The sequence below is a fragment of the Rhizobium leucaenae USDA 9039 genome (genome assembly GCF_000426285.1).
In the GTDB taxonomy this organism is placed as follows: domain Bacteria; phylum Pseudomonadota; class Alphaproteobacteria; order Rhizobiales; family Rhizobiaceae; genus Rhizobium; species Rhizobium leucaenae.
This window is the reverse complement of the sequence record NZ_AUFB01000009.1, coordinates 34,165-57,815: the sequence shown is the minus strand read 5'-3', so window position 1 is coordinate 57,815 and position 23,651 is coordinate 34,165. Positions and strand designations below refer to the sequence as shown.

The window sequence follows — 23,651 nt, the reverse complement described above, 5'->3', positions numbered from 1 at the left end:
CGGACTCCCCTAAAACGATAGGTCCATCACTCCCGCCGATCAAAACGGCATCGGAACAATTTCTTGTGTTCTGCGTCTTCATTAGGCGCAACGCAGAGGAGATTTCTAATGCTGAAATGGGCTCTCATATTCTTCGTGATTTCCCTGATCGCCGGCTTTTTCGGCTTTTCCGGCGTCTCGGCCGCAACGGCGACCATCGCCCGCGTGCTGTTCGCGATCTTCCTGATCATCTTCATAGTATTCCTGATCATGGCGGTAATGGCCGGCAACGCCGTGCTTTAGGCCGGCGGTACCTCAACAATGCTTCGGAGGGCGAGCTACACCAGGCTCGCCCCGACATTGATGGCAAGCGCCAGGATCGTCGTGTTGAACAGGAACGACAGGATGGCATGCAGCAGCACCAGCTTGCGCATGCTCATAGTGGATACGCCGATATCGGCGGTCTGGGCGGCGACACCGATGGTAAAGGAGAAATAGAGGAAATCCCAATAAATCGGCTCCTCTAGCGGCTCGGCGAATTTCAATCCCTGTCCCTTGCCCGGACCGCGATAGAAGCGGTGCGCATAGTGGACAGTGAAAAGCATGTGCAGGAACACCCAGGAAATCAGGATCGTCACAATCGCCATCGCCACGCGGAACAGCGCCACCTGCGGCGGCGCTTCCTTGACGCCGAGAAGGTCCAGGGCGATGCCGCCGACACTGGCAATTGCAGCCGCGATCGAGAGGAACAGCAGAACTGCATCCGAAAAATCAAGATCAGCCGAACGCTTGCGAATGCGATGCACATCGGATGTCAGCATTCGATACAGACTGAAGACGATATAGACGATGGCGGTAGCATCCCAGCAGATAAGCAAGTTGCCAGGATTGAACGCACGCGAGGTTAGAAACAGGAAGAACAAGATGCCGGCCGCGACGCTGACCAGAATCACCTGATGCTTGTGCAACAGCATGGCAGCCCCGGAACGATGGTGCTGTTCGTCCATGCGCATGCCGCCCTCTCCCATTCGCTAAATATCCATCAGATATAGATTCTCTGACGAAACTGGCAAACGAAAAGAGGCCCCGCAATTTGAGGCCTCCGTTCTCTGAAAAGACGCTAAGTCAAGCTGTCCAACCGCCGTCGATGACATGGATCTGACCGGTGGTGAAGCCCGCTTCGTCGCCGGCCAGATAGGTCACCAGCGCCGCGATCTCCTTGGCGTCGGCAATACGGCCCATCGGCTGACGGGCGATGAAGTCGGTCATGGCCTTCTCATAATCGCCGGTGGCGCGCAGGCGCTCATGCAGCGACGGGCTGTCGACCGTGCCCGGGCAAATGGCGTTGGCGCGAACACCCTTGGCCACGAAATCGGCGGCGATCGCTTTGGTGAGGCCGATCACGGCTGCCTTGGAGGCACAATAGGCGAAGCGATTCGGCACGCCCTTCACGCTGGAGGCGACCGAGGACATGTTGACGATGGATCCTTTGCCCTTCTCGAGCATACCCGGCAGGAAGGTGCGGCAGGTCGTGTACATCGCCTTTGCATTAAGGTTGAAGGAGAAATCCCAATCCTTCTCTTCGCAGTCGAGGATGGTGCCGGCATGCACGAAGCCGGCGCAATTGAAGAGCACGTCGATCGGGCCGAGTTCGTCGGCATAAGCCTTCACCGCGGCACTATCGAGGACATTCAGCACATGCTTGCTGGCGCCTTCCAGCGTCGAGAGCGTCTGCTCGTTGACGTCGGTGGCGAACACATGCGCGCCGAGCGAAATGAAACGCTCCGCCGTTGCACGGCCGATACCCTGTCCCGCCGCCGTGATGACGACCTTTTTGCCTTCCAATCCGTGACTCATATTCCTGATCCTTTCCTCCAGGGCATGATCCCGGCACCGAAAGGCCACGAAGCGAAAATGCGTGGTTGCTTGCGGATAAGATCATGCGAAAACAAACAGCTAAAACCGCCTTACCCTAGCTTTCGAACGATTGCGCGAAGCGCCGGTTGAGCTTGTCGATGAGGACTGTATGCCGCTCGGCCGTGCGCAGTCCATTGTTAATAATATCAGACGCTTCGCTCTGGAAAGCCATGTAGCCATTGTGACGCGGCCGGACATAGGAGCCCTCCAGCGTGGCGCGCGTATTGCGGTAGAAATCGAGTGCCGGCGCGTTGACGGCATCGCTGACCCAGGCCTCGGCGTGGCCGGGCTGGCCATTGCCGCTGGCATAGGCGCCCGCCTGCACCGGCCCGCTGGCAATCCAACGTGCAAAAGCCTTGGCTTCCTCCGACATTTGCGTCCGGGCCGAAACGGCAATACCGGTGCCGCCGAGCGCCGAGCCGTTGGGCGCACGGCCACCTATCACCGGCATGTCGGCGAAGGCTAAGCGCGCTGGTCGGAATCCGGCGAAGGAATAGCTGACATAGCCATAGGTGAAGGGAACGACCTCATAGGGACAATCCGGCTGGCTCATCAGATCGAAGACGGCGATCGGGTCCATGTCGTAGCATTTGACATCCATGCCCCCGACGAGCCGCGCCATCCAGTCGAGCACGGCTTCCCCATCCGCCCTGGCAATACACTCCGGCCCTTCGACGCTGCAGGGCGTGCCGAGATGCGCCGCAAGCGTGAAGAAGGTCATCAGCACATGCGGCGGCCGCATCGGCAGGATCGCCTTGCGCTTGGCCGCCAGCGATACAATCGCGGCAAGATCGGTGATCGGGCCGCTCAACCGATCCGGCCGGTAGGCCTGAACCTGCGTTGCCGCATCGATCGGGAATGCCCACTGCCGGCCCTGCCAATTGTAGCTCGGATAGGAGCGCCCGACCGTGCCGGCGGCGATTGCAGCAAGCTCCTCGGCATGCGCGGCATCGTCAAGCGGCAGCAGGCAGTTCTCACGCGTAATCTGGCCGACATGCGGATGATCGATGACGATGAGGTCGTAGGCTGCAGCCAGCTCTTCGACGGGAAAGGTTTCGAAATCCTGCAGCGAGCGCTTTTCCCAGACGACCTCGACGCCGGTCTTTTCCTTCCAGATGGCCGAGCAAGCCACCATCGGATCGTAGCCGCGCGGATGCGACCAGGTCATTCCCTTGAGTTTCGCCATCATTCTCCCTCAGTTTGCCGTTTTGCGCTCGACGATCAGGATGTGGTCGGCGGCGAGTACGACCTCGCCGCGCTGGTTCAGCACTTCGCAGCGTTCGACAACGCGCCCGGATGCCGGGCGTTTCGGATCGTCCTCTTTCGCCGATATCGTCACCCGCGTACGGATCGTGTCACCGATATGGACGGGGCGGATGAAGCGCAGCCGGTCGTAGCCATAGGAAAAGGCGACGGGGTTGATGAGCGATGCGGTCAGCCCGACGCCGATCGAAAAGATCATCGTGCCGTGAGCGATGCGCTGGCCGCCGGGCAAGGTCTTGGCGAATTCCGCATCCACATGATGCGGAAAGAAATCGCCGGTATGACCGGCATGGACGACGAAATCGGTCTCGGTGATCGTCCGCCCGGTCGTCGTGCGGACATGACCGAGCTCATAGTCTTCGAAATAGATGGTTTGTTCTGCCATTCCTCAAGCCTTTGGAAGTTCTGCGATCGGCGTCGCGGGAGCGGCGCTCGATTGATAGGCGGCCTCGACCAGCGCCATGGTCTGCCAGGCATCCTCGACCGAACCGATCAGCTCCTGATCTTCACCGGATGCGAAGCGCTGCAGACTGGCCATGCGATTGACGAAGGCATCCGGGAACCAGGAGCCTTCGAGCTTCACCTCGACCCAATCACTGCCGCCGGCCGGGCTAATCCAGAGCTCGTCCGGCTCGCCGTGCGGATAGTCGAGATTGACGCCGAGCTTGATATAGGCGGCACCCCTGGTCCCGGACATGCGGAATTCACAGGCCTGGAACTTGCGGCCGAAATCATGATCGTGGTTGACGGAGAGCACACAGCGCACCTTGTCGCCATAGTCGAGGATCGCGGCCGTACGTGTCTGTGCCACCTGATGGCTTGGATGGCCGATGGTCTTGGCATGCACGCCCTGGGGATTGCCGAGCAGCCCGCGAATGAAGTCGAGATAGTGGATCGAGTGCATGGCAATCTCGATGCGCGGCAGGCCCTTGAGAAACGGCCAGAGGCCCCAGGGCGTCGAGAGCGCCAGCCAAGCGTCGAAATCGACGACCTCGCCAAGGTAGCCTTTGTCCACTGCATCATAGAGCGCCAGCATCATCGGCGCGAAGCGAAGCTGGAAATTGACAGCCGCCTTGATGTCGCGCTCGCGGCATACCCTGAGAATTTCCGTCGCCGCGGCGAGATCACTGCCCATGGGCTTCTGAATCAGCGCGAAAGAACCACGCGGCAACTTGGTAAGAATAGAGGCATGCGCAGCGGGCGGAGTCGCCAGATCGAAGATCGCACCCTCGACGGCAAACGCCTCCGCCTCGGACGCGAAGGCATGGATACCCCATTGATCCGCCAAGGCCGTCGCCTTTTCCCCATTCGGATCATAGAGGCCGGCGACCGGAAAGCCCGCTTTGTTGTAGGCCGGCAAGTGTGCGTCGCCAACAATGCTGCCGGCGCCGAAGATGATGATCGGGCGCGGCGTAGCGGGCTTCGGCCACCATTGGCGAAGGGATGTGGGATCGAAGGTCATCGGATGTCTCCCGCGTTTGCGGCAGTCTTACCTTCTCCCCTCGGGGAGAAGGTGGCCCGAAGGGTCGGATGAGGGGGTGGCGCGGCATATTCGGAGCAACATTGAGCAACAAGCAAAAGGCGAAATTCGCCCAGCAACGCCCCCTCAACCCGCGCTCTGCGCGTCCTTCTCCCCGATGGGGAGAAGGTGAGAACATCCATCTCAACCATGATGAAACACCTCTTCCATCATGGCCCACCATTCGCCCTCCTTGCGGGTATCGAGCGGCTTCTGGCAGGGTATGCAGACGGACCACCATTCCTGGTTTTTCGGGCTTGCGGCCATCTTGGCCATATCAGCCTCGAAATCACTGCCGACATATTCCCAATAGCCGAAGAGCAGATTTTCCGGCTCCTTCAGGAAGATGGAATAGTTGGTGATATTGCACTCGGAAATCAGTGCCAGGATCTCGGGCCAGACGGCCGCATGCAGGCGCTTGTATTCCTCGATCTTCGACGGCTCCAGGCCGATCACCATACCCATCCGCTGCATGGCCCTATCCTCCTTCAGCCGTGGATCTCTTTCGTGAATTCGCCGATCGAGCGCGCCTTCACCGCTTCCCAATCCCAGGCGATGCCGATGCCGGGTTCGGAGGGCGCGATAGCCTTACCGCCAACGATCTCCATGCCGTTGGTGGTGAGATCGTCGAGCTGAGGGATATATTCGACATATCTGCCATTCGGCACCGCGCAGACGAGGCTAACATGCAGCTCCATCAGGAAATGCGGGCACACGGGAATGTCGAAGGCTTCAGCCGCATGCGCTACCTTCAGCCAGGGCGTGATGCCGCCGATGCGGGCAACGTCCACTTGGACGATCGAACAGGCGCCTTTCTGCATATATTCGCGGAAATGCCGGATCGAATAGATGGATTCGCCGACCGCGATCGGCGTCGGCGTCGAGCGCGTCAGCCGGATATGACCGTCGAGATCATCGGCCGGCAACGGCTCCTCGATCCAGGCGAGATCGAGCTCCCGCAACCTTGCGGCGCGGCGGATGACTTCATCGACCGTGAAGCCCTGATTGCAATCCGTCATGATTTCGAAGCCGGAGCCGAGCGCCAGGCGCATCGCCGAAAGCCGATCGTAATCCTCCGATCCGTGCGGCTTGCCGATCTTCACCTTTGAGCCGGAGAAGCCCTTGGCCTTTGCCTGCAGGGCATCCTCGACCAGTGCTTCCTTTTCGATATGCAGCCAGCCGCCCTCGGTCGTATAGAGCGGGCAACGATCCTTGGCGCCGCCGGCAAGCTTCCAGAGCGGCAGGCCCTGCTTCTTGGCGCGCAGGTCCCAAAGCGCGGTATCGATGGCAGCAAGCGCCAGGGCCGTAATGGCGCCGATGGTCGTCGCATGCGTCGCGAATTCCATTTTATGCCAGATCGCCTCGATGCAATCGGCATCTTCCCCGATCAGCAGCGGCACGAGATGGTCCGATAGCAGCCGCATGACAGAGGAGCCGCCGGTGCCGATCGTGTAGCTGTAACCGGTCCCGACAGCGCCGTCGGAATCGGTAATAGTAACGATCGGCGTCTCCTGGCTGACGAAGCTCTGGATCGCGTCCGTCCGCTTCACCTTCGGCGGCAGGTCGACCATGCGCAGTTCAATTTTCTCGATGCGGGCCATGTGCTGTCTCCCTCGCTCAGCCCGCCAGGCTCTTGCCCGTCTCGGCCGAAAAGAGATGCGCCTGACTGAGATCGAAGCTCATTTTCAGTTGTTCGCCGCTCTTCAATCCGCGCGGATTGAGCATGCGCGACACCCATTCGCGGCCGGCGAATTCGACGAAGACCAGAGTTTCATTGCCGAGAGGCTCGGTAATCGCGACGGGCAACGTCACCTCATGCACCGCCGCCTCAGCGCCCGAATGCAGGCCATGGCCGCTCGGAAAGATATCGTCCGGGCGCAGGCCGAAGGCGACCTTTTCGCCTTCCTTGACCCGGTCTGCAAATTGCCCCGGCAACGGCAGCTTGTCGCCGTTCTTGAACACCAGCGCGCCGGAGGAGACTGTCGCCTCCTCGATATTCATCGGCGGCGAGCCGATGAAGCCGGCGACGAAGCGCGTAGCCGGGCGCTTGAATACTTCATCCGGCGTGCCGACCTGCTCGATATAGCCGTCGCGCATGATGACGATGCGGTCGGCAAGCGTCATCGCTTCCACCTGGTCGTGGGTGACGTAGATCACCGTCGACTGCACCTTGGCATGCAGCTTCTTGATCTCGGTACGCATCTGCGTGCGGAGCTTCGCATCAAGGTTCGACAGCGGCTCGTCGAAGAGAAAGACCTCCGGCTGGCGGACGATGGCACGGCCCATGGCGACGCGCTGGCGCTGGCCACCGGAAAGCTGAGCGGGGCGACGATCCATCAACGCTTCCAGGCTAAGGATTGCAGCCGCCTCGTTGACGCGCTGGTCGATCTCCTCTTGCCGTTGCTTGGCGATCTTCAGCGAGAAGCCCATGTTTTCGCGCACGGTCATATGCGGATAGAGGGCATAGGACTGGAATACCATGGAGATGTTGCGATCACGCGGCGGCAGGTCGTTGACGATGATGTCGCCGATCATGATGGCGCCCTCGGAGATATCCTCGAGGCCGGCGATCATACGCAGCGTCGTCGACTTGCCGCAGCCGGAAGGCCCGACCAAGGCGATGAATTCCTTATCCCTGATATCAAGATCGATCCCGTGGACGATTTCCAGGGCGCCGTAGCGCTTGACGAGTTTTTTGAGCGTAACCTGAGCCATGGGGTTCAACCTTTGACGGCACCGAATGTCAGACCGGACACCAGGTGCTTCTGAATGATGAAGGTGAGAGCGAGCGCCGGGACGATCATCACCACCGCGAGAGCGCACATGCCACGCCAATCGATGGTGAATTCGGCCGTATAATCGAGAAGCCCGACCGGCAGCGTCTTGGAATCGACCGAGCGCGTAAGCTGCGAAGCCAGCGCATATTCGTTCCAGCAGGTGAGGAAAGCGAAGATGCCGGCAGATGCGATACCGGGACCCGCGAGCGGAAACTCCACCTGCCAGAAGGCCTGCCAGCGCGTGCAGCCGTCGATCTGCGCCGCCTCGGCGAGATCCTTCGGAACCTGCCGAAAGAAGCCGTCGATCAGCCAGATGGTGAAGGGCACGTTCAACGCGACATAGGTGATGATCAGGCCGAAATGCGTGTCGATGATGCCGAGCCGAGCATAGACCATGAACAGCGGCAGCGACAAAGCCACGCCGGGCACGGAGCGCGTCAGCATCAGGCCGAGGAACACCGCCGATTTGCCTCTGAAACGGAAGCGGGCAAAGGCATAACCCCCGGACATGCCGATGGTGAGCGCAATGACGGTAGAGGTGACGGAGATCACCAGCGAATTGCGGAAGTAATCCCAGACGGGAATACCGCCCTGCCCCGCGCCACCGAACATGGCGCGATAGGCTTCGAGCGAAAGCTCCTGCGGGATCCAGACCGGCGGCTTCGCCATGATCTCGACTGTCGGGCGCAGCGAGCTGAGGATGATCCAGAAGCCCGGCAGGCAGATGATGAGCATCGCGATGAAAAGGCCGATGAGATAGGCGACTTTCCCGATGCGACGGCGCATGTGTTGTTTGGCGTTGCGATCCATGATTACCACTCCGCTCCGATCTGGGTGCGGGCAAGCGCCAGCTTACGGAAGAAATAGACTGTGAAGGCGATCGACAGGATGATCGAGACATAGGCCATGGCGTTGGCGAGCCCCATCTGCGCGTCGGCATAGGCCGTGCGCCCGACGAGCGTCCAGATCAGCTCCGTGCGCCGCGCCGGGCCGCCATCGGTCATGATCTTGACGATGTCGTAGGCGCGGGCAACATCGAGCGAACGGATGGTCATGGCGATGAAGGCGAAGGGCATCAGGAACGGCCAGGTGACATACCGGAAGGTCTGCCAGCTCGTGCAACCATCCACTTTCGCGGCCTCAACCGGCTCCTGCGGCATGGCAAGCAGGCCGGCAAGGATGAGGATGGCGAAGACCGATGTCGACGACCAGACTTCGGCGATGACGATGGACAGCAGCGCCAGATTGCCGTCGATCAGCCAGGGGATGGCATTGTTGGTAACGCCCAGGGATTGCAGGGCATTGTTGATGATGCCGACATTGTCGTTGAACATGAATTTGAACTGGAAGCCGACGAGCACAGGCGAGAACATCATCGGAAACATCATCAACGTGCGCAGGATGCGCTTGCCGTGAGTGGCCTTGTTGACCAGCAGCGCCAGCCCGAGACCAAGCAGCATTTCCAGATTGAGAGCGATGGTCAGCAGTACGACAGTCCGCACGAAGGCGGCCAGGAAGACCGGATCGGTGAGAATGCGGGTATAGTTCCGCAAGCCGATAAAGGTGAAGAGCGTCGCGGGCCGCGTCAGGCGGAACGGCGTGAAGCTGGAGTAAAAGGACAGAAGCAACGGAAACAGCACCACCGCCACAAGCACGATGATCGCCGGAAGAAGCAGTAGGACCGGTGGAGATATTTTCTTATACATGGTTTGCACCTGTCGGCATTCCTCAGCAGATGGCTCGAACTGCGCGGAATGCGATTGCATGGGGCCGAGAGGCCGGCATCACACCGGCCGGACAGACCGGCCCCTAAAGGCGCAGGTCATGAGTATTTTTGAAGCCCCGCACCCTCTGCCGGATGCGGGACCTTGATTGCAACGATCAGAGCGCGCCGGCGTCCTTCAGAACGTCGGCTGCCTTCTGTGCGGCCGTGTCGAGCGCTTCCTTGGAGGTCTTGTCGCCGAGGATGGCGGCCTGAAGCTCCGGATAGACCACGTTGGAAATCTCGATCCATTGCGGCGTGCGCGGAACCGGGAAGGCATACTTCATCGATTCCTGGAACGTGCTCAGCACTTCCTTCTTGTAGGGATCGGATGCAGCCTGCTGGATGTCCCAGTCCCAGACGGCCTTGCGGGTCGGCAGCGTGCCGTTGGCGGCCTCAAGCTTCTGCGAATCGTCGTTGGTCAGGAACCAGACCAGCGAGGCTGCGGCATCCTTGCTCTTGCAGGCCTCCGTCACCGAGAAGCCATGATGGCCGGACCAGCCGGTGTGCTTGCCGGACGAGCCGACCGGCTGCACGACGACGCCGACATTGCCGGCAATCTTCGAGGACTTTGGATCGTTGAAGTAGGTCGCCCAACCCGGCCAATCGAGATCGAGTGCAACGGTGCCCGACGCAAAACCCGCGCCGAGATCGTCCCAGAGATAGTTGGTCGTGCCGGCCGGAACAGCCTTCGCCTTGTACATGTTCACGAACCAATCGAGCGCGCGCACGCCGGCTTCGGAGTTGAAGGCCGGCTTGCCGTCCTTGTCGAGATATTCACCGCCCTCGGCGACCAGCATTTCATAGAAGCGGCCGTTGATCGCCTCTTCCTTGCCGGGAAACTGCGTGCCGAAGAAGTTCGGCGGATTGGCGAAGAACGTCGCCTGGTCGGAGACTTCCTTCCAGGTCTTCGGCGGCGCCAGATCGTAGCCGTACTTCGTCTTGAACGCCGTCTTCTTGGCCTCATCATTGTAGAGGCTCTTCTGGTAGTAGAGAGCCGAAACGTCGAACTGGGCGCGCGGCAACATGATCAGCCGGCCGTCGATGGTCGATGCCTCGATCGTCGAATCGACGAACTTGGCGATCTCTTCCTTCGGCAAGAGCTTGCCGAGATCGGTGTAGAGGTCGGGATACTGGGGCGCAAAGGACGAGTGGTTCGAGCCGACGCACCAGGAAATATCGCCTGACGCCATGTCCGACTTGATTTCCTTGTCGAGCTCGAAGTGGTTCTTCTTGGAGAGGATGTTGACCTTGGCGCCGGTCTCCTTCTCCCACTCGGAAATGCGCGCATAGAGCGGCTCATATTGCTGGCCGCCGATCAGCTTGGCGTCGATCGTCACGCCCGGGAACTTGCCGGGCAGGTCGGCAGCAGAGACCGCGGAGCTCGCGAGCAATGCCAATACGCCGGCGGCAAGACCGGCCTTCAAATTCCTCATTGAATTTCCTCCCTAAAGAACCGGACATTCCGCCCGATCGTCCTCTCGATCCAAATATGGATCAATGATTTATATGTAAACACCGTATTTACTGACCGTCAAGCTGCCATTGCAGGCGCTTGCAAATCGCTTTCATTCATATATGAATGATGAATCATCTTTCCCCAGCGAGGCCTCCATGAGTGTAGAAGACGATAGCGATCGATACCGCGCACCGGCGCTGGACAAAGGCCTCGATATCCTGGAATTGCTGGCGCGCATCGACGGCGGGCTGACACAGGCGGAAATCGCCAAGGCGCTCGGCAAGAGCCCGAACGAGTTCTACCGCATGCTCGATCGCCTGGTACGGCGTGGCTATGTGCAGCGGCAGGATGGCGACCGCTTCTATCTGACGCTGAAGCTTTTCGGCCTGGCGCATTATCATGCGCCGGTGCGCCGCCTCGTTTCCTTCGCCACGCCGCTGATGCGCGAATTCTCCAATCGCGCCGAGCAGGCCTGTCATCTGGCGATTTTCGACCGCGGCTCCGTTATAGTCATTGCCCAGCAGGATTCGCCGACCTATTGGGGCATCTCGATCCGTGTCGGCGCCCAGATCAACCTGTTCAACACCGGCTCTGGCCATGTTCTGCTCGCCTTTCGCGACGAAAAGCATCGCAAGATGATGATCAATGAGCAGCAGCGGCAACAGGACGAGGATGTGCCGATGCCGTCCGATCTTGATAGGCGCCTTCAGGTGATCAAGGAGCAGGGTTTCGAGACGATGGACAGCCTGCAGACCACTGGGGTACGTAACATTTCGGCGCCTGTGCTGGCATTGGATGGTTATGCGCTGGCCGCGCTCACCTGTCCCTATATCCAGCCGGTCAATTCGAATGCGCCGAGCTACGAGCAGGTGATCCAATATGTCCGCGAAGCAGCCAGGGACATATCGGAGACCGTCGCAGGCACCTTGGACAACGCCGAGATATAATTTCTATTTGAATACACTATTCTTCTGTGAGTATATATTGATCAGCATGATGGGAGGATCGCCATGCTTTTCGATAGTCACCTGCATATCGTCGATCGCACGAAACTTGGATATCCCTGGCTGGAAGGGGCCGGCGCGCTGAATCGCGACAGCCTCTACGCAGACTATGCACGCGAAGCCCACCGCCTGGGGATTACCGACACGCTGCATATGGAAGTGGATGTCGCCGAAAGCGATATTGAGCGGGAAACGGATTACGTCAAGGATCTGAGCCGACAGCCCGGCAGCCTGATCCGCGGCGCCATTGCTGCCTGCCGGCCGGAAGATGCCGGCTTCCCCGCCTATCTCGAACACGTGCTCGCCGATCCCTTCGTCAAGGGCTTCCGTCGTGTGCTGCATGTCGTACCGGACGATGTTTCCGAGGGCGCAGTTTTCCGCGAAAATCTGAAGCGGCTCGCCGGCACCCGCCTCACCTTCGATTTCTGTGTGCTGCCGCATCAGATATCCAAGGCGATCGCGCTGGCCGATCTCAATCCCGATGTTCAGTTCATCCTCGATCATTGCGGCGTGCCTGCCGTCAACGATGGCTTTAGCGCGATCTGGACCGCCGGAATCAGCGAGATCGCCAGGCGGCCGAACGTCATCGTCAAGATTTCCGGCGTCGTCGCCTATGCCGATCCCGATAGTTGGACCGTTGATACGCTGCGGCCCTTCGTCGAGCATTCGATAGCAAGCTTCGGCTGGGATCGCGTCATCTGGGGCAGCGATTGGCCGGTCTGCACGCTGGGCGGCGGTCTCTCCACCTGGGTTGGCGCGACGCATGCACTGACCAAAGGAGCAAGCGCCGACGAACGCAACAGCCTCTATCGGCTCAACGCCAAGCGCCTTTGGTCACTTTGAGCGCTCTACGATTTTCTCGAAAGCCAATGCGATGACCGCCACCGTCGGCATTTCCAGCACTCATCCGAAGACCATGCCGGCGGATCATGCCGATATTCCTGTCTGGAACTCAGAAAACTGGTTCTATGAGGATTTCGAAATCGGCCACAAGATTCGCTCGCTGCGGCGGACGATCTCCGAAGGCGAATCCCAGCAGTTCAACGCCCTCGTGCTCGACATGCATCCCTATGTCAGCGACCAAATCTTTGCGGAGACCGAAGGTCTCTTCGGCAAGCGCCTCGTCGCCGGCGCTTTCGTCTTTTCCGCTGGCCTCGGCCTCGTCGCCACCAACTGCATCAACGCCTTTTCCTATGGCTACGACAAGCTGCGCTTCATCAAGCCCACCTTTATCGGCGACACGATCTACACCATCCGAACCAATCTCGACAAACAGCCGAAATACAAGGATCTCGGCCTGATCCGCTCTTCCTACGAGGTCTTCAAGGGCGAGGGGGAGCTGGTGCTCTATTGCGAGCATATCCAGACGGTACGCTACAAGAACGGCCGGCCCGCAGACGCTCCGGAATTGAAGAGCTGAAATGACCAAAGAAAGCAATGACGGCCTGCTTGCCGGCATCACGGTGCTCGATATGAGCCAGTTCCTCGCCGGCCCGATGGCCGCCCTTCGGCTTGGGGATCTCGGCGCGCGGGTGATCAAGGTCGAGCGTCCCGATGGCGGCGATCTCTGCCGCCGGCTTTATCTCAGCGACACCGAAATCGGCGGCGACTCGACGTTGTTCCATGCGATCAATCGCGGCAAGGAAAGCTTCGCGATCAACATGAAGGACGAAGGCGACCTGCAGGACCTGCGAGCGCTGATCGCAAAGGCCGACGTCATCATCCAGAATTTCCGTCCCGGGGTCATCGACCGCCTGGGTCTCGATTATGCCTCGGTCACGAAGATCAATCCCCGCATCATCTATGGCAGCATCACCGGCTATGGCCCCAACAATGAGTGGCGGCATTTTCCCGGCCAGGACCTGCTCGCCCAAGCCCGCTCCGGCGCCATGTGGCTGAACGGCGAGGCCGATGACGGCCCCGTGCCATTCGGCCTGGCGGTCGCCGACATGCTGGCCGGCAATCTCATCGTCCAGGGCATTCTTGCCGGCCTCGTGCGGCGCAGCGTCACCGCCCAAGGCGTTCATGTCGAAACCAGCCTGCTGGAAGCGATGGTCGATTTCCAGTTCGAAGTACTGACCACCCATCTGAACGATGGCGGCCGTCTGCCGAAGAAATCCTCCGTGCGCAATGCCCATGCCTATCTCGCAGCTCCTTATGGGGTCTACCATTGCGCCGACGGTTGGCTGGCGCTCGCCATGATGCCTTTGGCGAAGCTGGCGCCGCTCTTCGAGCTTCCGGCGCTCGCCGAGTTTACGCCAGAGGAAGCCTTCACTCGTCGCGACCAGATCAAGAGCCTGATCGCCAGCCGCATGCACCAGAAGACGGTGAAGGAATGGCTGGCCATTCTGGAACCTGCGGATATCTGGGCCGCCGAAGTGCTGGACTGGCCGAAACTGCTGAAAACCGCTGCCTTCCGCCAGCTCGACATGCTGCAGACGGTAACCCGCGACGACGGCGTCTCCGTGCACACGACGGCAAACCCGATCCGCGTCAATGGCATCCGCAGCAAGAACGACGTGGCGGCGCCGACGATTGGCGGTCAGTCGGGGAAGATCAGGGCGGAGTTTATTCCCCCTTCTCCCCCGCGGGGAGAAGGTCGCGCGTAGCGCGGGTTGAGGGGGCGATGCACCGTAAGGGATTGTTTCCCAGGCGACCCCCAACCCGGCTCTTCAGGCCACCCTCTCCGCAACGGAGCGCGGGTTATCCCCAAACGCTGCAGCAAGAAGTGCAAAAGAAAAAAAGCGGCCACCCTTCGATAGCCGCCCTTTGTTCATGTCAGTCCAACTGCTCAAGCAGCAGCGAGCTGCAGTTCCTTGCCGACCATAGTGCGCAGGGCGATCAGGTCCTTGGCGAATGCACGAATGCCTTCGGCGAGCTTATCGGTCGCCATCGCATCTTCGTTCATCATCCAGCGGAAGGTTTTTTCGTCGACGGAGATCTTGGAGACGGAGGTTTTGTTTTCCGGCGAGAGCTTGCGCTCCAGCTTGCCTTCATCCTTGGATAGTTCGTCAAGCAGGTTCGGGCTGATGGTCAGACGATCGCAGCCAGCCAGCGCTTCGACTTCTCCAGCGCTGCGGAAGGACGCGCCCATGACGATCGTCTTGATGTCATTGGCCTTGTAGTAGTTGTAGATTTCGCGAACGGAAATGACGCCCGGATCTTCTTCCGGAGTGTACTCCTTGCCGGTTGACTTCTTATACCAGTCGAGAATGCGGCCGACGAAGGGCGAGATCAGGAAAACCTTGGCGTCGGCGCAGGCAACGGCCTGGGCCTTGCTGAAGAGCAGCGTCAGGTTGCAGTCGATGCCTTCCTTTTGCAGCACTTCGGCGGCGCGGATGCCTTCCCATGTAGAAGCAAGTTTGATGAGAATGCGGTCATGGCTGATGCCGCGTTCCTTGTAGGCCGCGATGATGGCCCGAGCCTTGGCGATCGAACCTTCGGTGTTGAAGGAGAGGTCGGCGTCGACTTCGGTCGACACGCGACCGGGAACGAGCCCGGAGAGAGCGGCGCCGACGGAGATGGCCAGACGGTCGGCCACGGCAGCGGCAACGGCGTCCGGCGTACCACCCTGCTTCTTGCCCCAGGCAACGGCTTCCTTGATCGCATCGGCGAACATCGGCGTGCCGAGCGCCTTCAGGACGATAGTCGGATTGGTCGTGCAGTCGACCGGCTTCAAGCGGGCGACCGCCTCGATATCGCCGGAGTCGGCCACGACCGTCGTCATAGCGCGAAGTTGGTCAAGCTTGGATGTCATGATTACGTATCCTTGTTGAATTGGCCCATTTTTGGGGATTATGGACCGGCGCGAATCCTGTCCGGTTCGATGGACGACACGAAACTGCAGGCGGATTGCACCTTTTCTCCCTTGCGTATGTAACGGGAGAAAAAGCGCGAAAGTTCCATTTCCGGCGAGCGGTCTAAGCAGTGAAAAAACAACCTGCTGGATCAGGCTTTCCACCGAAACAGAGCGCACTATATCGCATCCTGCCCAATGAAATATGTCCAGGGTTGCGCACCCGCACATTGTCCTCCTCGACTGGACAAAGACCGACTTCCTCACCGCGACTATCATCAATCTCGCTGCGAAAAGTCAAGGACATTTGTGCATTTCAATTGACATAAGTTTCAGGCCATAGAATATCGGCGGTAGAAGAGCTGATCTTGCCGCCCCTGTCCTGTGCAAACGCCGCAACCTTTGTCGTTTGCGATCATTAAGATAAAAGGGCGTGTAAAAATCTTGCCGGAGGATCTGTGGCCAAACTCAGACGCGGGACACATACCGCCTATTCGGAGACGGCGTCTCTGAGGCTGCGCGCTGCGTGGCTCTATTACAATCAGGGCCTGACGCAGAAGGATGTCGCCGAACAGCTCGGCATCAGCCGGACCACAGTGATCCGTCTGCTCGACGAGGCGATGCGTCGCAGCGAAGTGCAGATCTGGATCAATGAAGGCATCGACGATTGCGTCGAATTGGCGATCAAGTTGGAGCGCGCCTATGGGCTGGATGAGGCGATCGTCGTCCCCTCGCCTGCCGGCGGCGACGTCGACGCTCAGGCGAAAAGCGTCGGCCTTGCGCTCGGCCAGTTCCTGACTGAAGCAATCCCCGACAACTATACGATCGGCGTCGGCTGGGGCCGGACGATGACCGCCTCGCTCGCCAGCTTCCGCCCGCCGCGACGCGACAATTGCAAAGTCGTCTCCCTGCTCGGCGGCATCGTCGCCGTCCAGCAGACCAACCCCATTGATTATACCTGGCGTTTGGCGAGCCAACTCGGCGCCGAATGCTACATGTTCCTCGCGCCGCTCTTGGTCGATTCCGTCGAGACCAAACGCAATCTCATTGAAAAATGCGGTCTTGAGGCGATCTACCGGCTGGCCGAAAGCCTCGATCTCGCCATCGTGAGCTGTGGCGACATCGGCCCCCGCTCCACCTCGCTGTCGGAAGGCTTCATATCGAAGCAGGTGCTGGATCAATTGATCGACGCGGGCTGCGTCTGCGACACCATGTTCAATTTCCTCGATGCCGAGGGCAACTCCGTCGATCATCCGATCAACAAACGCGTCATGTCCGTCGATCTCGACACGCTGAAGAAGGCCAAGCACATCGTACTGTCTTCAGGCGGCGCCCACCGCGCCCTTGCGATCCGCGCCACCATCAAGCGCATCGGCTGCAATACGCTGATCACGGACGAAAGCGCGGCAAAAGAGCTGCTGCAGATGGCGATGGCGAAGGCGGCTTAAGGATATTTACCTTCTCCCCCGCGGAGAGAACGTCGCGCGGTACGCGCGGGTTGAGGGGGCGTTACCGGCATAGTTCGCCACATCGACTAGCGATAAATAAGGAAATTCTCCTCGTAACGCCCCCTCATCCGCCCCTTCGGGGCACCTTCTCCCCGCGGGAGAGAAGGTAAGTGTCTCACGCCTTCCCCGCTTCCCAGCCCAGCATTGCCCGCTTGCGCGTCAGGCCCCAGTGATAGCCGGTGAGATCGCCTTTCTTGCCGAGCGCGCGGTGACAGGGGACGACGAAGGAAATGGGGTTGCGGCCGACCGCAGCGCCGACCGCGCGCATCGCCGTCGGCTGGCCGATATCTTTGGCGATATCGGAATAGGTGACCGCCCGCCCCATCGGGATCTTCAGCAGGCTTTCCCAGACCCGCACCTGGAAATCCGTGCCGATCAGCACGACCCGCAGCGGCTGATCGCTCGACCATTTCGATGGCTCGAAAATCCGCGCCGCATAGGGCATGGTCGCCTGCAGGTCTTCCACATATTGCGCATTCGGCCAACGGCAGGTCATGTCTTCAAGGCAGGCTTTCTCGTCGCCGGAATCGCTGAAGGCAAGGCCGGCAAGGCCTCGGTCGGTGACCATGATCAGCGCCAGGCCGAAGGGCGAGATGTGGAACCCGTAGCGGATGACCAGCCCGCCACCCTTCGCCTTCCATTCGCCGGGCGACATCGCCTCATGCGTCACGAAGAGATCGTGCAGCCGGCTTGGACCGGAGAGACCCACTTCAAACGAGGTTTCCAGCAAGGGCAGGTCCTCCTCGCGCAGCAACCGCTTGGCATGGTCGAGCGTTACGGCCTGCAGGAAGGCCTTTGGCGACAATCCGGCCCAGCGGGTGAAGGTCTTCTGCAATTGAGTCGGCGATTGTCCGAGCCGCTCGGCGATCGTTTCCAATGACGGCTGATCGCGATAATCCTCGGTGATGAGTTCGATCACCCGGCGGACGGTATCATAATCCGGTCCTTCCGGCGTGATGTCTGTCTTCAACTGTGCGATAGCATTCATAATCTTTCTCCTTAAAAAGGAGAACACCACGAAGAGAAGGGTAAAACCACCCGTTTCTTGCGTAAGGGCGTGATCCCGAACCGAAGGACCGCGTCAGCGAAAAGTGTGAAGCGGTTTTTGGACAAGATCACGCCCATCAAGCAATCTATATCCGTTGCGTCACCGTTGCCAAAGCCCGCTTGAAGGCTTTGGCAAAACTCTCCCGGTCTTCCGGATTGAGAAAAGAGCCGACATCCGTGTCATGGCTTCTGTCGCGGACATGCATCGAAACGACGCCGATTTCGCTGTGCCGGCGGACGAGGAACCGCGTCCAGAAGGGATTGAAGCGATGCTCGACCATGCGGCCCGAAGGCGAGAATTTTCGGATCGAGACATTGGTGCGTGACACCGTCACCTCCTCGCGCACCCTGCCCGAGCGATAATTCAGCCAAAAAGCGCCGTAGAGCAGAATGAAATCGGCGCCGAAGAAGATGCCGATCGGCCATGCGCCGCGAATGACGAACACGATGCCGTAGATTAGGCAGAACGCTCCGGTCAGCATCAGCATCACCTTGAATCCCCTTCGCCCCAATGAGCGATGAGGAAACAATTCGGCGGCGAAGACCGGCCTGCTGCCATCGATGGCGGTATCGGCGTTGCGTTCGGTCATAGGACTTGAGTATAGGTCGTTCATGGCAAACCCCAAGATCAAATCCAGCGCGCAAAACGCGAAAAAGTCAAATGCGACGGCGAGCCGCAAGCCGGCTCGCAAGAGCCTCTATTCCAAGGCGGATTTGGAAGAGATCTTTCGCCGTTTCTCCGTCCAGCGGCCCGAGCCGAAGGGGGAATTGGAGCATGTCAATCCCTTCACGCTCGTGGTTGCCGTGGCTTTGTCGGCACAGGCAACCGATGCCGGCGTCAACAAGGCGACCCGCGCCCTCTTCGCGGTCGCCGATACGCCGCAGAAGATGCTTGATCTCGGCGAAGAGCGTATCCGCGACTACATCAAGACCATCGGGCTTTACCGCAACAAGGCGAAGAATGTCGTCGCACTTTCGGAGAAACTGATCCGGGATTTCGACGGCGAGGTGCCGCAGACGCGCGAGGAGCTGATGACGCTGCCGGGCGTCGGCCGCAAGACCGCCAATGTCGTGCTCTCCATGGCCTTCGGCCAGGCAACGCTCGCCGTCGACACCCATATTTTCCGCATCGCCAATCGCCTGCTGCTCGCCCCCGGCAAGACGCCGGACGAAGTCGAACAACGGCTGATGAAGGTGATCCCGAACCAATACCTCTACCACGCCCATCACTGGTTCATCCTGCATGGGCGTTATGTCTGCAAGGCACGCAAGCCGGAATGCGAGCGCTGCGTCATCGCCGATCTCTGTCGCTCGCCGGAAAAGACCTGCGATATCCCCGCGCCATTGATGGAACTGCCGCCGCAACTGATCGGCGCCGCCGATTAGAGCTGTGATCGCCAAACATTTGCTTAGCCGCGACGAGCCGCTTCCTTCTGAGAAATCAGCTTGTGCAAGTGGACCATCATTCCCGCCGCAAACAAAGGGGTCAAAAGATTGACCAAGGGAATGGCGAGGAAGGCGGCGATCACCAGACCGGCAAGGAAGACGGTGAAGGCATATTGGGAGCGAAACCGGCGTGCTTCTTCCGGCGGCCGGAAGCGCATGGCTGCGAATTCGAAGAATTCCCGGCCGAGGAGATAGCCATTGACCATGAAGAAAGCGACGAGATTGACACCGGGAATGAAAAGCAGAAGCAGCGCGATGATGTTTCCGGCCACAACAACGCCGAGGAATTTCAGCGAACTCTTCATCGCCGCAACGAACGGCAGAGCTTTTCCGGGCGCATCACCCGGATAATCCCTCCTCTCCACCACCTCCGCGACATCATCCAGAAAGAGCCCTGCGATCAACGCCGTTACCGGTGAGATCAGCAGCGCCAGGATCAGCGCCAAACCGAGACCGGCGAGAACAGCGAGGAGAAAGGTAAGCCAGTTCGTCCAATCCGGTACGGGCGGCATGACGCTTTGTAACCAAGGCAATACAAAGGCGATGAAGGTGCTGCGCAGCACGAACCAGAGAGCGATGAGCGCCAGCAATGTCAGCCCGAGAACTTTCCAAAAAACCTTGCGCGTCTCGGCTGCAAAGAGATTGGCGATGGAAAGACGCGCGGCATGGATGATCATTCGTCCGATATCCCGTTGGTCGTGGCCGGATATGTAAGTAGTAATTGCAGATATATCAATATATTCCCGCCAACCGCGTAATAACCCTCACCCATTTGAATTGTTGTAATCAAGTACGCACTAATATATTGTGTGTTTCATATGAAAAACAACAACCTAACATGATTAGCGGCCATCCAAAATCTGCAAGCACTCCGATTGTTTCGACGCTCGGCGCGATCACACTTCGGATAGACCGTCAACGAGGCGCAACATTTGGAAGACCTTGGCCAAAAGCTTAGACAATATATCAAAACAGGCACTCCTGCCGAGCGTCGAATCGCCAAGTATTTCTCCGAACACTTGAACGAGCTGCCTTTTGAAACCGCCTCTTCCGTCGCCGACAGGCTGGAACTGAGTCCGATGACTGTGGGGCGTTTTCTGCGGTCACTCGGCTATCAGGGCCTGGACGGCATCAAGGTGCATCTGCGGGAAAATGTGGCGCCGGTGGCACTGCAACTGCCGAACATTCTGGAACAATTGCAGAAGGACGCCAACGAGGGCCGCCCGATTGCCGGCCAAATTGCCGAGCAGGTCGAGATGCTGCAGCATATCTACAATCTCACCGCCCAGCCGCAATGGCTGGATGCGGTCGCGACGATATTGTCGGCGAGCGAGGTTTTCGTCACCGCACATCTCAGTCTCGCGAGCCTCGGCCGCCATCTCTGCAACCGCCTCGCATTCGCTCGCGACCATGTGCAATTTCTCGACGGCGCCAATGGCAGCTATATCGAGCTGCTCGGCCATCAGTCGAACGACGCATTGGTGGTGATCGTCGATTCGCCACGCTTCGTCGTCTCGCGGCTGCTTGCGCGCTCTGCCCGCCGCTCCGGCTACAAGGTGCTGCTGATCACCAGCCAATATACCGAATGGGCGCATGAATTCGCCAACATGACGCTGTCGCTGCCGCCGCTCCGCGCTGGCAACCATGAAAATCTGTCGGCAATGATGGCGCTCCTGGAATTCCTCGCCGCAGCCGTCATTCACGCGGCCGGCGAAGAGGCCGAGAGCCGCATCCACAGGATCGAAGAGCTGGAAGGCATGTTCGCCCATACGCCACTTCGGTAAGTCACGGCTTGAACGCCCGAAATCCTTTCGGCGTTTCTTATTCCATGGACTCCAACTCGGCACGGTGACGATACATCGCAAGAAAGCGCCGGTAATCGCGATCATAAATCGTCTTCTTACGCGTGTCGGGCAGGCGCTCGTGACCGCCGGGATACATGGCGGCGCCGGCTGCACCGAGGCTGTCGTAAAGGCCGCAGGAGACGGAAGCCGCAATCGCCGTTCCCAGGAGCACCGCCTCATTCATCTTCGGCACCACCACCTTACAGCCGGTAATGTCGGAATAAAGCTCCATCAGGACCGCATTCTTCACATGACCGCCGGCGACATGCAGCGTATCCGGCACATAGCCGTAGTCATGCATCTTCTCAAGAATATGGCGAATACCGAGTGCGACACCGATACTGGTGCGCCAATAGAGACGGCAGAGACCGTCGAAGGATGCATCGAGCGTCAGGCCGCTGACGACGCCGACCGCATGGGGATCGGCAAGCGGCGATCGATTGCCGTGGAAATCCGGAAGAACGTGGATGCGCTCGGCAAAGGCGTCGCCTTCGATGGCGCGAAGTTCGGCGATGCGCTTGACGATGCGGTCGTGCAATGCCGCTGTCGGTTCACCGCCGGCCGCATGCATGCCGACGATATAGTCGAGCAGCGCACCGGTCGCCGATTGCCCGGCTTCGACCAGCCAGGTGTCGGGAAACACGGCTTCGTAGTAGGGTCCCCACATGCCGGTGCTGCGCTTGCGTTCGCGCGAGAAGGAAACGATGCAGCTCGACGTTCCGGCAATCAGCGCCAGTTGATGCTCCAGCGCGTTGAGGTCTCCGGCATGTCCGCCGAGCGTGCCGAGCGCGCCCGCATAGGCGTCGATCATGCCGGCGCCGACGTGGCACTCGCGGTCGAGCCCCAAGGCCTCCGCCGCTTGCGCAGTCAGCGTGCCGACGCTTTCCCCGACCGGAGTGGTCTCTTCCGGCAGGCTGCCGCGCTCGCGCAGATCGCCAAGACCGATCACATTGAGGAAATCCGTCTGCCAGCCGGGCTGACGATGGGCAAGGTAGTTCCATTTCGCGGTCAGCGTGCAGCGCGAGCGTGCCAGCGAACCCGTAGCCTTCCAGGTCATGAAATCGGCAAGGTCGAAGAAATAGCCGGCCTTTGCCCAGCTCTGCGGCAGATTTTTCTTCAGCCACATCAGCTTCGGCATCTCCATCTCCGGCGACATGAAGTGGCCGGAATGTTCGAGAACCTGATGCTTGGTCGCCGTGCAGAAATCCGCTTCGGCAAGCGCCCGGTGATCGAGCCAGACGATGGTGTCGAACCGATCTTCGCCGCCGGTCGAAACCGTCAGCGGCTTGCCCTCCGTGTCGCGCACCACCAGAGAACAGGTGGCGTCGAAGCCGATGGCACCGATGACGGCCACATCGACGCCGGAGGCTGTGACGGCGGCCCGCACCGCCGTGCAGACCGCGGCCCAGATGTTTTCGGAATCGTGCTCGGCGTGATTTTCACGCGGGCGGTTCATGATGATCGGATGTTCGCCCTTGCCCAGCAGGGCGCCGCGTGATGTGAACACGCCGGCGCGCGCGCTGCCAGTGCCGATATCGACCGCAACCACGTGATCACGCATACAGCAGGGGCCCCATCCACTTACGTCTTGCTGCGGACAAGGTGTATCAAATCCGACATTGCGTCAAACACGACTTCTGGAGAAAGCCGCTCCAGTTCAGCCCGATAACTCGGCGAATGGGCATGCGAACCGCCGGTGAAGGCAAAAACCGTCATCCCTGCCGCCCTTGCCGCCGTAATCCCGGCCGGGCTGTCTTCGATGACAATGCAGTCCTGCGGAGCGACCTGCATCTGCTTGGCGGCATAAAGGAACAGATCGGGCGCCGGTTTGCCGCGCTTGACCATGCTGGCGCTGAAAATATTCGGCTCCAGCCGCGGCAGCAGGCCGGTAACGCCGAGCGACAACCGGATGCGCTCTATCTGGCTGGAGGACGCGACGCAACGCCGAGTTGTCAGCGCATCCAGCGTCTCGGCAACCCCATTGATCGGCTTCAATTCCTGCCGGAAGCGGTCATAAAGGTCGTTGCGGATACGATCGAGAAAAGCCTGGTCGATGAAAACATCGAACTCGGTCTCCAACGTATCGACGAGCGTAGCAAGGCTCTTGCCCAGGAAGCGGCTGTAGATGTCTTCCTCGCTCATATCCACGCCGACGTCGTGCATGGCCTGGATGAGCACGCTGACGGACAGCGGCTCACTGTCGACGAGCACACCATCGCAGTCGAAGATTACGAGTCCCTTCTCCGCATCAGTCATCGCAGATCCAGCCCGAACCCTTTATTAGTCGCGTCTCTCAAACGCAGGCTTGGCCATAAAAATTCGGCCGGGAC

General features: G+C 59.7%; 25 protein-coding genes. 8 read left to right on the top strand and 17 right to left on the bottom strand.

The features are described from left to right. Positions 1 to 108 precede the first annotated feature (108 nt). Positions 109 to 282 (top strand): DUF1328 domain-containing protein, encoded by a 174-nt coding sequence (locus K290_RS36260; RefSeq protein WP_028752766.1) that lies wholly within the window; start codon positions 109 to 111, stop codon positions 280 to 282. A 35-nt stretch (positions 283 to 317) separates the two neighbouring features. Here K290_RS36260 and K290_RS0115490 read toward each other — a convergent pair whose 3' ends face one another. From K290_RS0115490 to K290_RS0115440, 11 genes are all read right to left on the bottom strand, one after another. After that, positions 318 to 986 carry a DUF1345 domain-containing protein gene (locus tag K290_RS0115490; RefSeq protein ID WP_028752765.1) on the bottom strand — a complete coding sequence of 223 codons (669 nt, stop codon included), beginning with the start codon at positions 984 to 986 and terminating at the stop codon, positions 318 to 320. A 118-nt stretch (positions 987 to 1,104) separates the two neighbouring features. Then, positions 1,105 to 1,836 (bottom strand): SDR family oxidoreductase, encoded by a 732-nt coding sequence (locus K290_RS0115485; protein WP_028752764.1) that lies wholly within the window; start codon positions 1,834 to 1,836, stop codon positions 1,105 to 1,107. 115 nt (positions 1,837 to 1,951) lie between these two features. Next, the gene (locus tag K290_RS0115480) at positions 1,952 to 3,085 is read right to left on the bottom strand and encodes an extracellular solute-binding protein (RefSeq protein ID WP_028752763.1); all 1,134 of its coding nucleotides are present in this window, start codon (positions 3,083 to 3,085) and stop codon (positions 1,952 to 1,954) included. A 6-nt stretch (positions 3,086 to 3,091) separates the two neighbouring features. Next, the gene (locus K290_RS0115475) at positions 3,092 to 3,544 is read right to left on the bottom strand and encodes a MaoC family dehydratase (RefSeq protein ID WP_028752762.1); all 453 of its coding nucleotides are present in this window, start codon (positions 3,542 to 3,544) and stop codon (positions 3,092 to 3,094) included. A 3-nt stretch (positions 3,545 to 3,547) separates the two neighbouring features. After that, entirely contained in the window at positions 3,548 to 4,621 is a 1,074-nt protein-coding gene (locus tag K290_RS0115470; RefSeq protein ID WP_028752761.1) for a Gfo/Idh/MocA family protein, read from the bottom strand. 201 nt (positions 4,622 to 4,822) lie between these two features. Further along, complete coding sequence (locus K290_RS0115465; RefSeq protein WP_028752760.1) at positions 4,823 to 5,152, bottom strand: L-rhamnose mutarotase; 330 nt, start codon at positions 5,150 to 5,152, stop codon at positions 4,823 to 4,825. Positions 5,153 to 5,166: 14 nt separating this feature from the next. After that, the gene (locus tag K290_RS0115460) at positions 5,167 to 6,279 is read right to left on the bottom strand and encodes a mandelate racemase/muconate lactonizing enzyme family protein (protein WP_028752759.1); all 1,113 of its coding nucleotides are present in this window, start codon (positions 6,277 to 6,279) and stop codon (positions 5,167 to 5,169) included. A 16-nt stretch (positions 6,280 to 6,295) separates the two neighbouring features. Continuing rightward, positions 6,296 to 7,393 (bottom strand): ABC transporter ATP-binding protein, encoded by a 1,098-nt coding sequence (locus K290_RS0115455; protein ID WP_028752758.1) that lies wholly within the window; start codon positions 7,391 to 7,393, stop codon positions 6,296 to 6,298. 5 nt (positions 7,394 to 7,398) lie between these two features. Next, positions 7,399 to 8,265 carry a carbohydrate ABC transporter permease gene (locus tag K290_RS0115450; protein WP_028752757.1) on the bottom strand — a complete coding sequence of 289 codons (867 nt, stop codon included), beginning with the start codon at positions 8,263 to 8,265 and terminating at the stop codon, positions 7,399 to 7,401. 2 nt (positions 8,266 to 8,267) lie between these two features. After that, positions 8,268 to 9,161, bottom strand: coding sequence for a carbohydrate ABC transporter permease (locus K290_RS0115445; protein ID WP_028752756.1), 894 nt, complete (start codon positions 9,159 to 9,161; stop codon positions 8,268 to 8,270). 175 nt (positions 9,162 to 9,336) lie between these two features. Continuing rightward, positions 9,337 to 10,653: an ABC transporter substrate-binding protein gene (locus tag K290_RS0115440; protein WP_028752755.1), complete on the bottom strand. Its 1,317-nt coding sequence runs from the start codon at positions 10,651 to 10,653 to the stop codon at positions 9,337 to 9,339. Between the two features lie 178 nt (positions 10,654 to 10,831). Between K290_RS0115440 and K290_RS0115435 the strand changes: the two genes are divergently transcribed. The 4 genes from K290_RS0115435 (at position 10,832) to K290_RS34395 (ending at position 14,289) form a co-directional block, all read left to right on the top strand. Further along, complete coding sequence (locus tag K290_RS0115435; protein WP_028752754.1) at positions 10,832 to 11,623, top strand: IclR family transcriptional regulator; 792 nt, start codon at positions 10,832 to 10,834, stop codon at positions 11,621 to 11,623. A gap of 63 nt (positions 11,624 to 11,686) precedes the next feature. Then, positions 11,687 to 12,523 carry an amidohydrolase family protein gene (locus K290_RS0115430; protein WP_028752753.1) on the top strand — a complete coding sequence of 279 codons (837 nt, stop codon included), beginning with the start codon at positions 11,687 to 11,689 and terminating at the stop codon, positions 12,521 to 12,523. A gap of 31 nt (positions 12,524 to 12,554) precedes the next feature. Then, on the top strand, positions 12,555 to 13,100 hold the full coding sequence (locus K290_RS0115425; protein ID WP_028752752.1) for a MaoC family dehydratase: 546 nt from the start codon (positions 12,555 to 12,557) through the stop codon (positions 13,098 to 13,100). 1 nt (position 13,101) lies between these two features. Beyond that, on the top strand, positions 13,102 to 14,289 hold the full coding sequence (locus K290_RS34395) for a CaiB/BaiF CoA transferase family protein (RefSeq protein ID WP_051264108.1): 1,188 nt from the start codon (positions 13,102 to 13,104) through the stop codon (positions 14,287 to 14,289). A gap of 182 nt (positions 14,290 to 14,471) precedes the next feature. Here K290_RS34395 and tal read toward each other — a convergent pair whose 3' ends face one another. Continuing rightward, complete coding sequence (tal, locus tag K290_RS0115415) at positions 14,472 to 15,437, bottom strand: transaldolase (RefSeq protein WP_028752751.1); 966 nt, start codon at positions 15,435 to 15,437, stop codon at positions 14,472 to 14,474. A gap of 497 nt (positions 15,438 to 15,934) precedes the next feature. Between tal and K290_RS0115410 the strand changes: the two genes are divergently transcribed. Continuing rightward, complete coding sequence (locus tag K290_RS0115410) at positions 15,935 to 16,924, top strand: sugar-binding transcriptional regulator (protein WP_028752750.1); 990 nt, start codon at positions 15,935 to 15,937, stop codon at positions 16,922 to 16,924. A gap of 175 nt (positions 16,925 to 17,099) precedes the next feature. Here the strand turns inward: K290_RS0115410 and K290_RS0115405 are convergent, their stop codons facing one another. Then, positions 17,100 to 17,972 (bottom strand): methylated-DNA--[protein]-cysteine S-methyltransferase, encoded by an 873-nt coding sequence (locus K290_RS0115405; RefSeq protein WP_028752749.1) that lies wholly within the window; start codon positions 17,970 to 17,972, stop codon positions 17,100 to 17,102. A 145-nt stretch (positions 17,973 to 18,117) separates the two neighbouring features. Next, complete coding sequence (locus K290_RS0115400) at positions 18,118 to 18,621, bottom strand: DUF2244 domain-containing protein (protein WP_028752748.1); 504 nt, start codon at positions 18,619 to 18,621, stop codon at positions 18,118 to 18,120. A 22-nt stretch (positions 18,622 to 18,643) separates the two neighbouring features. On the opposite strand from K290_RS0115400, the gene nth reads away from it, so the two are divergent. Further along, positions 18,644 to 19,417, top strand: coding sequence for an endonuclease III (gene nth, locus K290_RS0115395; RefSeq protein WP_028752747.1), 774 nt, complete (start codon positions 18,644 to 18,646; stop codon positions 19,415 to 19,417). Between the two features lie 23 nt (positions 19,418 to 19,440). Here the strand turns inward: nth and K290_RS0115390 are convergent, their stop codons facing one another. After that, positions 19,441 to 20,154, bottom strand: coding sequence for a sulfate transporter family protein (locus K290_RS0115390; RefSeq protein WP_028752746.1), 714 nt, complete (start codon positions 20,152 to 20,154; stop codon positions 19,441 to 19,443). A gap of 255 nt (positions 20,155 to 20,409) precedes the next feature. On the opposite strand from K290_RS0115390, the gene K290_RS0115385 reads away from it, so the two are divergent. Continuing rightward, the gene (locus K290_RS0115385; RefSeq protein WP_028752745.1) at positions 20,410 to 21,261 is read left to right on the top strand and encodes a MurR/RpiR family transcriptional regulator; all 852 of its coding nucleotides are present in this window, start codon (positions 20,410 to 20,412) and stop codon (positions 21,259 to 21,261) included. Between the two features lie 37 nt (positions 21,262 to 21,298). Here the strand turns inward: K290_RS0115385 and K290_RS0115380 are convergent, their stop codons facing one another. Continuing rightward, positions 21,299 to 22,882, bottom strand: coding sequence for an FGGY-family carbohydrate kinase (locus K290_RS0115380; RefSeq protein WP_028752744.1), 1,584 nt, complete (start codon positions 22,880 to 22,882; stop codon positions 21,299 to 21,301). Positions 22,883 to 22,902: 20 nt separating this feature from the next. Continuing rightward, positions 22,903 to 23,577, bottom strand: coding sequence for an HAD family hydrolase (locus K290_RS0115375; RefSeq protein WP_028752743.1), 675 nt, complete (start codon positions 23,575 to 23,577; stop codon positions 22,903 to 22,905). Between the last annotated feature and the right edge of the window lie 74 nt (positions 23,578 to 23,651).

What these genes read in the sequence shown, in the direction of transcription:
- K290_RS0115440 (WP_028752755.1), bottom strand. Translation starts at nt 10,653, where the DNA reads ATGAGGAATTTGAAGGCCGGTCTTGCCGCCGGCGTATTGGCATTGCTC.
- K290_RS0115465 (WP_028752760.1), bottom strand. Translation starts at nt 5,152, where the DNA reads ATGCAGCGGATGGGTATGGTGATCGGCCTGGAGCCGTCGAAGATCGAG.
- K290_RS0115480 (WP_028752763.1), bottom strand. Translation starts at nt 3,085, where the DNA reads ATGATGGCGAAACTCAAGGGAATGACCTGGTCGCATCCGCGCGGCTAC.
- K290_RS0115405 (WP_028752749.1), bottom strand. Translation starts at nt 17,972, where the DNA reads ATGAATGCTATCGCACAGTTGAAGACAGACATCACGCCGGAAGGACCG.
- K290_RS0115490 (WP_028752765.1), bottom strand. Translation starts at nt 986, where the DNA reads ATGGACGAACAGCACCATCGTTCCGGGGCTGCCATGCTGTTGCACAAG.
- K290_RS0115455 (WP_028752758.1), bottom strand. Translation starts at nt 7,393, where the DNA reads ATGGCTCAGGTTACGCTCAAAAAACTCGTCAAGCGCTACGGCGCCCTG.
- K290_RS0115400 (WP_028752748.1), bottom strand. Translation starts at nt 18,621, where the DNA reads ATGACCGAACGCAACGCCGATACCGCCATCGATGGCAGCAGGCCGGTC.
- nth (WP_028752747.1), top strand. Translation starts at nt 18,644, where the DNA reads ATGGCAAACCCCAAGATCAAATCCAGCGCGCAAAACGCGAAAAAGTCA.
- tal (WP_028752751.1), bottom strand. Translation starts at nt 15,437, where the DNA reads ATGACATCCAAGCTTGACCAACTTCGCGCTATGACGACGGTCGTGGCC.
- K290_RS0115470 (WP_028752761.1), bottom strand. Translation starts at nt 4,621, where the DNA reads ATGACCTTCGATCCCACATCCCTTCGCCAATGGTGGCCGAAGCCCGCT.
- K290_RS0115450 (WP_028752757.1), bottom strand. Translation starts at nt 8,265, where the DNA reads ATGGATCGCAACGCCAAACAACACATGCGCCGTCGCATCGGGAAAGTC.
- K290_RS34395 (WP_051264108.1), top strand. Translation starts at nt 13,102, where the DNA reads ATGACCAAAGAAAGCAATGACGGCCTGCTTGCCGGCATCACGGTGCTC.
- K290_RS0115485 (WP_028752764.1), bottom strand. Translation starts at nt 1,836, where the DNA reads ATGAGTCACGGATTGGAAGGCAAAAAGGTCGTCATCACGGCGGCGGGA.
- K290_RS0115475 (WP_028752762.1), bottom strand. Translation starts at nt 3,544, where the DNA reads ATGGCAGAACAAACCATCTATTTCGAAGACTATGAGCTCGGTCATGTC.
- K290_RS0115390 (WP_028752746.1), bottom strand. Translation starts at nt 20,154, where the DNA reads ATGATCATCCATGCCGCGCGTCTTTCCATCGCCAATCTCTTTGCAGCC.
- K290_RS0115430 (WP_028752753.1), top strand. Translation starts at nt 11,687, where the DNA reads ATGCTTTTCGATAGTCACCTGCATATCGTCGATCGCACGAAACTTGGA.
- K290_RS0115375 (WP_028752743.1), bottom strand. Translation starts at nt 23,577, where the DNA reads ATGACTGATGCGGAGAAGGGACTCGTAATCTTCGACTGCGATGGTGTG.
- K290_RS0115380 (WP_028752744.1), bottom strand. Translation starts at nt 22,882, where the DNA reads ATGCGTGATCACGTGGTTGCGGTCGATATCGGCACTGGCAGCGCGCGC.
- K290_RS0115460 (WP_028752759.1), bottom strand. Translation starts at nt 6,279, where the DNA reads ATGGCCCGCATCGAGAAAATTGAACTGCGCATGGTCGACCTGCCGCCG.
- K290_RS0115435 (WP_028752754.1), top strand. Translation starts at nt 10,832, where the DNA reads ATGAGTGTAGAAGACGATAGCGATCGATACCGCGCACCGGCGCTGGAC.
- K290_RS0115445 (WP_028752756.1), bottom strand. Translation starts at nt 9,161, where the DNA reads ATGTATAAGAAAATATCTCCACCGGTCCTACTGCTTCTTCCGGCGATC.
- K290_RS0115425 (WP_028752752.1), top strand. Translation starts at nt 12,555, where the DNA reads ATGACCGCCACCGTCGGCATTTCCAGCACTCATCCGAAGACCATGCCG.
- K290_RS36260 (WP_028752766.1), top strand. Translation starts at nt 109, where the DNA reads ATGCTGAAATGGGCTCTCATATTCTTCGTGATTTCCCTGATCGCCGGC.